General features: G+C 70.7%; 7 protein-coding genes. 1 reads left to right on the forward strand and 6 read right to left on the reverse strand.

Annotated features, from left to right (window positions below):
• Window positions 1–249: 249 nt before the first annotated feature.
• Both lexA and JWP28_RS05360 read right to left on the reverse strand, forming a co-directional pair.
• Window positions 250–939: a transcriptional repressor LexA gene (lexA, locus tag JWP28_RS05355; protein ID WP_299540830.1), complete on the reverse strand. Its 690-nt coding sequence runs from the start codon at window positions 937–939 to the stop codon at window positions 250–252.
• 162 nt (window positions 940–1,101) lie between these two features.
• A complete protein-coding gene (locus JWP28_RS05360) occupies window positions 1,102–2,820 on the reverse strand; it encodes an alkaline phosphatase family protein (protein ID WP_299540832.1) in 1,719 nt (572 codons plus the stop codon).
• Window positions 2,821–2,849: 29 nt separating this feature from the next.
• Between JWP28_RS05360 and JWP28_RS05365 the strand changes: the two genes are divergently transcribed.
• The gene (locus JWP28_RS05365) at window positions 2,850–3,722 is read left to right on the forward strand and encodes a GNAT family N-acetyltransferase (RefSeq protein ID WP_299540834.1); all 873 of its coding nucleotides are present in this window, start codon (window positions 2,850–2,852) and stop codon (window positions 3,720–3,722) included.
• Here JWP28_RS05365 and JWP28_RS05370 read toward each other — a convergent pair.
• The 4 genes from JWP28_RS05370 to JWP28_RS05385 all read right to left on the reverse strand — a co-directional run.
• Window positions 3,701–4,264, reverse strand: coding sequence for a PEPxxWA-CTERM sorting domain-containing protein (locus JWP28_RS05370; protein WP_299540841.1), 564 nt, complete (start codon window positions 4,262–4,264; stop codon window positions 3,701–3,703). The genes JWP28_RS05365 and JWP28_RS05370 overlap by 22 nt on opposite strands.
• 191 nt (window positions 4,265–4,455) lie before the next feature.
• On the reverse strand, window positions 4,456–5,247 hold the full coding sequence (trpC, locus tag JWP28_RS05375; protein ID WP_299540836.1) for an indole-3-glycerol phosphate synthase TrpC: 792 nt from the start codon (window positions 5,245–5,247) through the stop codon (window positions 4,456–4,458).
• Window positions 5,244–6,257 (reverse strand): anthranilate phosphoribosyltransferase, encoded by a 1,014-nt coding sequence (trpD, locus tag JWP28_RS05380; protein ID WP_299540837.1) that lies wholly within the window; start codon window positions 6,255–6,257, stop codon window positions 5,244–5,246. Before trpD ends, trpC begins: the two co-directional genes overlap by 4 nt.
• Window positions 6,258–6,267: 10 nt before the next feature.
• Window positions 6,268–6,530: gamma-glutamyl-gamma-aminobutyrate hydrolase family protein (locus JWP28_RS05385; protein ID WP_299540840.1), on the reverse strand; the 263-nt coding region annotated here is incomplete at its 5' end.

Raw genomic sequence — 6,530 nt, forward strand, 5'->3', positions numbered from 1 at the left:
TTGGCGGCGGCGGCTTCCGCGTTGGCGGTTCCTGCCGCGTCGGCGGCCTTTTCGGCCGGCTTGCTGCAGGCAGCAGCCGTCAGGCTCATGGCGGCCACGGCCAGTGTGATAATGCGCATTAAGTCTCTCTCCCTAGCGACTTCGCAGGACCGCGAAGTCTTCGACAGCAGGAGCGGTTGTCGTTCCGGCAACGGCCCCGACTCAGCGTACGAACGCGGAGTTACGGCCAAGGTTGCACGATTTCGTGACCTAATGGTAACGCCGGATCAGGCCGACCAGCTTGCCCTGAACCGCCACCTGATCCGGGCCGAAGATGCGGGTCTCATAGGCCGGGTTGGCTGCCTCGAGCGCGATCGACGCGCCCTTGCGGCGCAGGCGCTTGAGCGTGGCTTCCTCGCCCATCACCAGCGCCACGACGATGTCGCCGGAGGTGGCGGTGTCGCCTCTGCGGATCACCACGAAATCCCCGTCGAGGATGCCCGCGTTGATCATCGAGTCGCCCTGGATCTCGAGGACGAAGTGCTCGCCGGCGCCCAGCATGCTTTCCGGCACCGGGATGCGGTCGCGCTCCTGCTGGATGGCCTCGATCGGGGTGCCCGCGGCGATGCGGCCGAGGATCGGCAGGTCGCGCGTGTCGTTGGCGGCCGGCGGCATGGCCGGCCCGCCGTCGACGATCTGCGGCTTGAACGGCGCGCGGCCTTTCGGAGGAGCGGCCATGGTCGCCTGCTGCGGTAGCTTCACCACCTCCAGCGCCCGGGCCCGGTGCGGCAGGCGGCGCAGGAAGCCGCGCTCCTCCAGCGCCGTGATCAGCCGGTGGATCCCGGACTTCGACGCCAGGTCCAGCGCTTCCTTCATCTCGTCGAACGAAGGCGAGACGCCGCTCTCCTTGATCCGTTCATGGATGAACATGAGCAGTTCGTGTTGCTTGCGGGTGAGCATCGGATCGGCCTCAGAGCAGAGCGCTTGGAGAACAAAGCGCAAACGTTAGCGATGTTCTCTAGGTGTTCCGCATTAATGTCAAGTTACGGTCTGCATCGCTGAAACTTCACGGGAAATTCCCCGCGCCGCGCGGCCCAGGCCTCGACTCATCAACCCTTGGAATCAGCCGAGCCGGCCTTGCAGGGAAGCTTCGGCCTGGTCTGGCGCGGCGCCCAGGCTGACGGCGCGGTCGGCGGCCTGCCGGGCCTCGGCGCGACGGGCGGTCTGCGCATAGACCTGCGCCAACTGCAGATAGGCGGCCGGCCGGCCCGGATCGATCTTCAGCGCCTTCAGGAGGGCCTCCTCGGCCGCTCGGAAATCGCGGCGCGCCGCCGCCGCCATGCCGAGACCTACGGCTGCGGGGGCGTGATCCGGGTGGCGTTCGAGGAGGGTCCGGAACACCCGCTCGGCCTCGGCCGGCCGGCCGATGGCGAACCACACGGCCGCAACGCGGGTCTGCACCTCGGGGTCGAGGTCCGGCTCGGCCTTGGCGAGCCACCGCGCCGCCTCGGCCGGATCGTCCTGCAAGGCATGGTAGGCGGCGCGCGCCAGCGCACCCCAGCCGCGCCGCGGCGCCAACCGGGCGAGCTTGCGGGCGAGGTCCGGCAGCAGCTCGGCCTCCTCCAGCGCGATGAGCGCCATGGCTTTGGCGGCGAGCGCAGCGACGGCGTCCGGGGCGCAGGCCAACGCCTGGTCGGCCGCGGCGATGGCGCCGTCGGCGTCACGTGCGAGCAGCATGAAGGCGAGCTCTGCGAAGCCCTCGGCGCGCCAAGTCCCGGGCGCAGGCGGCGGGGCGGCGTACCCTTCCTTCGTGGCGTCCCGCAGAAGCTCGAGGTCCGCGGCCGGTGGCGGCATGTCGATGCGGAATGCCGCGGCGCGCGGGCCGTCCGGAACGATCCCGGGGATGGGCGGGGGAAGGGCGCCATCTACCAGCCCGAAAGCCGCGAGCGTGGTCGCCGCGACCTGCGAGACGTCAGAACCGCTGCAGGATCCGCCCGCCGCCACCGCCGGTCCGGCCGCCAGGACCGTCCCCGGCCGGCCTCCCCAGCCCGGGGAGACGACCATCACCAGGGCCTCTTCGCCCGCCAGCTCGGCGAGACGCCCCACCAGGCCGTCGAAGAACCGCCAGGCGCCGTCCGTCACGCCTGCGAAGGGGCCGTCCCGGGTGGACTCGAACGCCGTCAGGACCTCGCCCAGCCAAGCGTGGTGGACGAAAAGGACATCTGGCCGCCGCTCCGCCAGCAGCCAGACCGCGGCGGCCTGAACCGTCGCGGCTTGGGCCATGGCCACCGCCAACTGGGGCAGCTTCACATCCCGGCTCTGGTCAAGGTCGTTCAACGTCGGCGCCAGCGGTCGCAGCATGCCGCCGGTGATCTGGGAGGGATGCACGCGAAGCCCGCGCAAGGCTTCGCGCAGGTCCAAGGGGGCGCAACGGAGCGGCAAGGCCCAGTCCGCCTGCGTCGGGCCGGACGCCTCGGCGAAATCCCGGTCGATATGCTCGCCCCTCCACGCCGCGCCCGGACGGGCGCCTGGCCAGGCGACGCTTGCGGTGGTGACTCCGACGGCGGCCAGGCGTTCCCAGACCGGAGCCTCGCGCCAAGAGGCGCGGCTGATCGGGCGGATGCCGCCTGGGTAGGCTTCTTCACGCCGCCAGATGCCATGCCGCTCCGGCGGATGTCCGGTCACCATGCTGACCCAGGGCGCGGGGCCGGCGGCGGAACCGGCGGAGCGCAGCCAGCCGGCCGTTCCGCGCGCCTGCAACCGGGCCAACTGCGGCGCCGCGCGCGCCGAGAGATTGGGCCAGTCCAGGCCGGCCGCGCCGATCACCAGCAGTCTGGTCATCCGTCCGACGCCCGTGTTAGCCGTGCGCCATGAGCACCGTGTCCGTCGGCCTGGCCGGTGAGGCCGAGGTCCCTGCCTGCCTCGCCCTGCTGCCTGAGGCGCGCCATTCGCCGGCCGAGTTCCTGATTGCCCGCCACGACGGTCGCCTTGCCGGCGCCGCGGCGGTGATCTGGCAGAGCTGGGCCAAGCCCGGCGGCTTTCCGCTCCGCGTGCACGTCATGCCGGCGATGCGGCGCCAAGGCGTCGGACGGCGACTGATGGCCGAAGCAGTGGGCATGACCGCCGGCGAGGCTGAGGGGCTCTGGTCGCTCGAGCCGGAGCCGCTCGAGAGCCCCGCGGCGGCCTTTCTGCAGGCCTGCGGCTTCGGCCTGGCCCGCCGGCAACATCACTTCCAGGCCAGCGGCGAGGCGCTCGACGGCGCCATCGCGCCCCTGGTCGCGCGGCTGCGCGCACGCGGCCGCATTCCCGCCGAAGCCCGCGTCGTGAGCCTGTCCGAAGCGCCAATGGAAGAGGTGGGGTGGCTTGTATCGGCGGAATTCGGCGGCGGCCCCTTCCGGACCCTGCACAACTTGCGGCAGCGGGCCACGCGGCAGGGGGTGTCGACGGAGGACCTGTCGCAGGTGGTCCTTCTCGGGACCAAGGTCGCCGCCGTGCTGCTCGGCCGGATGGATCACGGCGTCGCCGTCATCGACGCGCGGGTCGTCGCGCCGGACGCGCGCGGCGACTGGGCTGGAGCGCTGCAACTCGACGCGATCCTGCGATGGGGCTTGCCGCGCGGCGTGCGCGAGTTTCGATTCCACTGCGACGACGATGTCCGTGACACCCTGAGCCTCGCGCGCCGCTGCAACGCGCGCGAGGTCGCCAAGACCGGGCTGTTCTACTACGCGCTGAGCGCGGCCTGACGGCGCCGTTGACGAAGGGCCGTGCCGGCCAGGCCGAAGCCGGCGATCATGAGCGCCCAGGAGGCCGGCTCCGGGATGCCGCCCGGCTGGTTGCCGGGCCCGACGTCGTTGAAATTGATGTCGACCAGCGTGGCGCTCGGGTCGACATGGGCCTCACCGACATAGAGCTCGCCGGCGTCGATGAACTGGAGATGGATATACTGGTCGCCGAACACGGTGAAGCCGCCAGACGAACCCGGGAACGGCGGAGCAATCCAGGCGGTCTTCACCGGGCTCTGGCTGAAGGTCTCACCTGCATCGATCGTGTTTGCGCTTCCATAGGTTCCGCCCAGGAATCCATTGCTATAGGCGCCGAGGAAGGTCTTTTCCTGGCTTGAATTGAACCCATAGTAGAACTGGGCCGGGCTGCCGCTGATCAGCGAGATGTCCTGGATCGAGGACGTAGGATCACCTGCGTAGCCCAGAGTCACGACGGTGGCGCTGGCCTCGGAGGCCACGCCAACCACTCCGCCAGCCGCCAGCATGGCGAACGCGTACTTCATCTTACTCACGGCAAAACCCCCAACCGGAACAACTGCAGCTTGTGATAGCTGCGCCGTGGCGGGCGCGCAAAGCAATGCTCGTGTTAGGCGAAAAATAACTCGAACAGCGCGTCAGCTGGCAGGAGTTCGCTTATCGAACACTGTAATGTCGATTTGTTCAGCAATGGAATTGGCGCCCCTTGGGTGTCCGGCTAGCGCGCAAGCAGCAACTGTGTCGCCTTCCTGACATCGGCCTGCCGCATGAGGCTTTCGCCCACCAGCATAGCCCGCGCGCCCGCCCGCTCCAGCCGTGCGGCGTCGGCCGGGGAGAAGATGCCGCTCTCGGTGACCAGCAGCGCGTTGGGCGGCGCGGCCGCGGCGAGGCGCTCCGTCACCGCGAGGTCGACGGTGAAGGTCCTGAGGTCGCGGTTGTTCACCCCCACCAGGTCGGCCCCCAGTCGCACCGCGCGCGCCATCTCCGCCACATCGTGGGTCTCGACCAGCACGTCCATGCCGTACGCCCGGGCGGCCGCCATCAGCTCGGCGGCCAGCGCGTCGTCGACCATGGCCAGGATCACCAGGATGGCGTCGGCGCCCAGCGCCCGGCTCTCGGCGACCTGCCAGGGGTCGATCAGGAATTCCTTGCGGATGCAGGGCAGGGCCGTCGAGGCCCGGGCGGCCACCAGGTAGTCGTCGGCCCCGTGGAAGCTCGGTGCGTCGGTAAGGACCGACAGGCAGGCCGCGCCGCCATCCTCATAGGCCTTGGCGAGCGCTGGGGGATCGAAGTCCTCGCGGATCAGGCCGCGCGAGGGCGAGGCCTTCTTGATCTCTGCGATCAGCGCGAGGCGTCCCGGGCCGTGCGCGCGCTCCAGGGCGGCGCGGAAACCGCGCGGCTTGGAAGCCGACCCGGCGGCGGCTTCGACCTCGGCCAGCGGACGCGCGGCCTTGCGGGCGGCCACCTCCTCGCGCTTGTAGGCGGCGATGCGTTCGAGGATGTCGCTCATCGCGCGGCCAGGCTCACCAGCTTGTCGAGCGCGCCCTGGGCGCGCCCGTCGTCGATCACCGCGCCGGCCAGCTCGACGCCCTCGCGCAGGGTCTCCACCTTCTCGCCGACCAGGAAGGCCGCGGCGGCGTTCAGGGTGACGATATCGCGGTAGGGTCCCGTCTCGCCGGCCAGCAGGCGCCGCAGCGCGGCGGCGTTTTCCTTCGGCGCGCCGCCCGTGAGGTCCGCCAGCGCCGCGCGCGGCAGGCCGACGGCTTCCGGGGTGATGGTGAACAGGCGCACCTGGCCGTCCCGCAGCTCAGCGACGCTGGTCTCGCCGGTCGTGGTCATCTCGTCGAGGCCTGAGCCATGCACCACCCAGGCCCGCTCGGCGCCCAGCTCGCCCAGGGCCTCGGCCAGGCGCGAGACCCAACGCTCGGCATAGACGCCGACCACCTGCCGCTTCGCCCCGGCGGGGTTGGTCAACGGCCCCAGCAGGTTGAAGATCGTCCGGAAGCCCAGCTCCGCGCGGATCGGCGAGACGTGACGCATGGCCCCGTGGTGGGCCGGCGCGAACATGAAGCAGATGCCGGCCTCGTCCAGCGCTTTGAGCTGCCGTTCCGCCGGCATGGCGATGTCCACGCCAAGCTCGGCCAGCACATCGGCCGTCCCGGACTTCGACGACAGCGCGCGATTGCCGTGCTTGGCGACCTTCAGTCCTCCGCCGGCGGCCACGAAACCCACGGCGGTCGAGATGTTCAGGGTGTGCAGGCCGTCGCCGCCGGTGCCGCAGACGTCGATGGTCGGATAGGGCGGTTCGATGTGCACCGCGGCGCGGCGCATGGCCCGCGCACAGGCGACGATCTCGCCCAGCGTCTCGCCGCGCATCCGCATGGCGCTGAGCGCCGCGCCCACCTGGGCCGGGGTCGGGTCGCCCCGCAGACAGGCGGCGAAGAATTCGTCGGCGCTCTCCTCGGACAAGGTCCCGCCGTCCGCCAGGAGGCTGAGCAGAGGCTTGAAGGCGTCGGACATTAGGACGGCGTCAGGCTTCCGCCAGGCGCCTCACGCCGGCGATCTCGAGGAAGTTGGCCAGCAAGTCGTAGCCGCACTCCGTGGCGATGGATTCCGGGTGGAACTGCACCCCGTGCACCGGCCGGGCCCTATGCTGCACGCCCATGATCTCGCCGTCCTCGGTCCAGGCGGTGATCTCCAGCGCCTCGGGCAGCGCGCCCTTCTCCACCGACAGGCTGTGGTAGCGGGTGGCGGTGAAGGGGTTCTTCAGGCCGGCGAACACGCCCTTGCCGT

Origin of the sequence: Phenylobacterium sp., assembly GCF_028290885.1 — a bacterium.
GTDB lineage: Bacteria > Pseudomonadota > Alphaproteobacteria > Caulobacterales > Caulobacteraceae > Phenylobacterium.